The 255-nt window shown below is 35.7% G+C and carries 1 protein-coding gene; it reads left to right on the forward strand.

Translation table 11 applies throughout. From position 1 onward, the window contains the following. Positions 1-155: 155 nt before the first annotated feature. The coding region (locus ACYQ4S_RS12935; protein ID WP_459771591.1) for a helix-turn-helix domain-containing protein at positions 156-255 on the forward strand (100 nt) is incomplete at its 3' end.

A 255-nucleotide genomic window follows, 5' to 3' on the forward strand; every position in this document is an offset into this window, starting at 1 on the left:
CATTTTCTTTTTGGTATGCGTCTACTTTTTCTAGAATAACTTTTGGCATACGTATTTCTACGCGTTCTTTGTCAGACATATACTCACCTCCGACTTGATTGTACGGTATTTTTACAGTATAATCAAGCAACAAAGCGTAAGAGGAGGTGAAGAATATGTTAAAAGCTTATAAGTATCGGCTCTACCCAAATGAAGAACAAAAAAACTATTTTGCGAACTGTTTTGGTTGTGCCCGCTTCATTTATAACCAAATGC

Source organism: Alkalibacterium sp. s-m-28, from assembly GCF_054658175.1.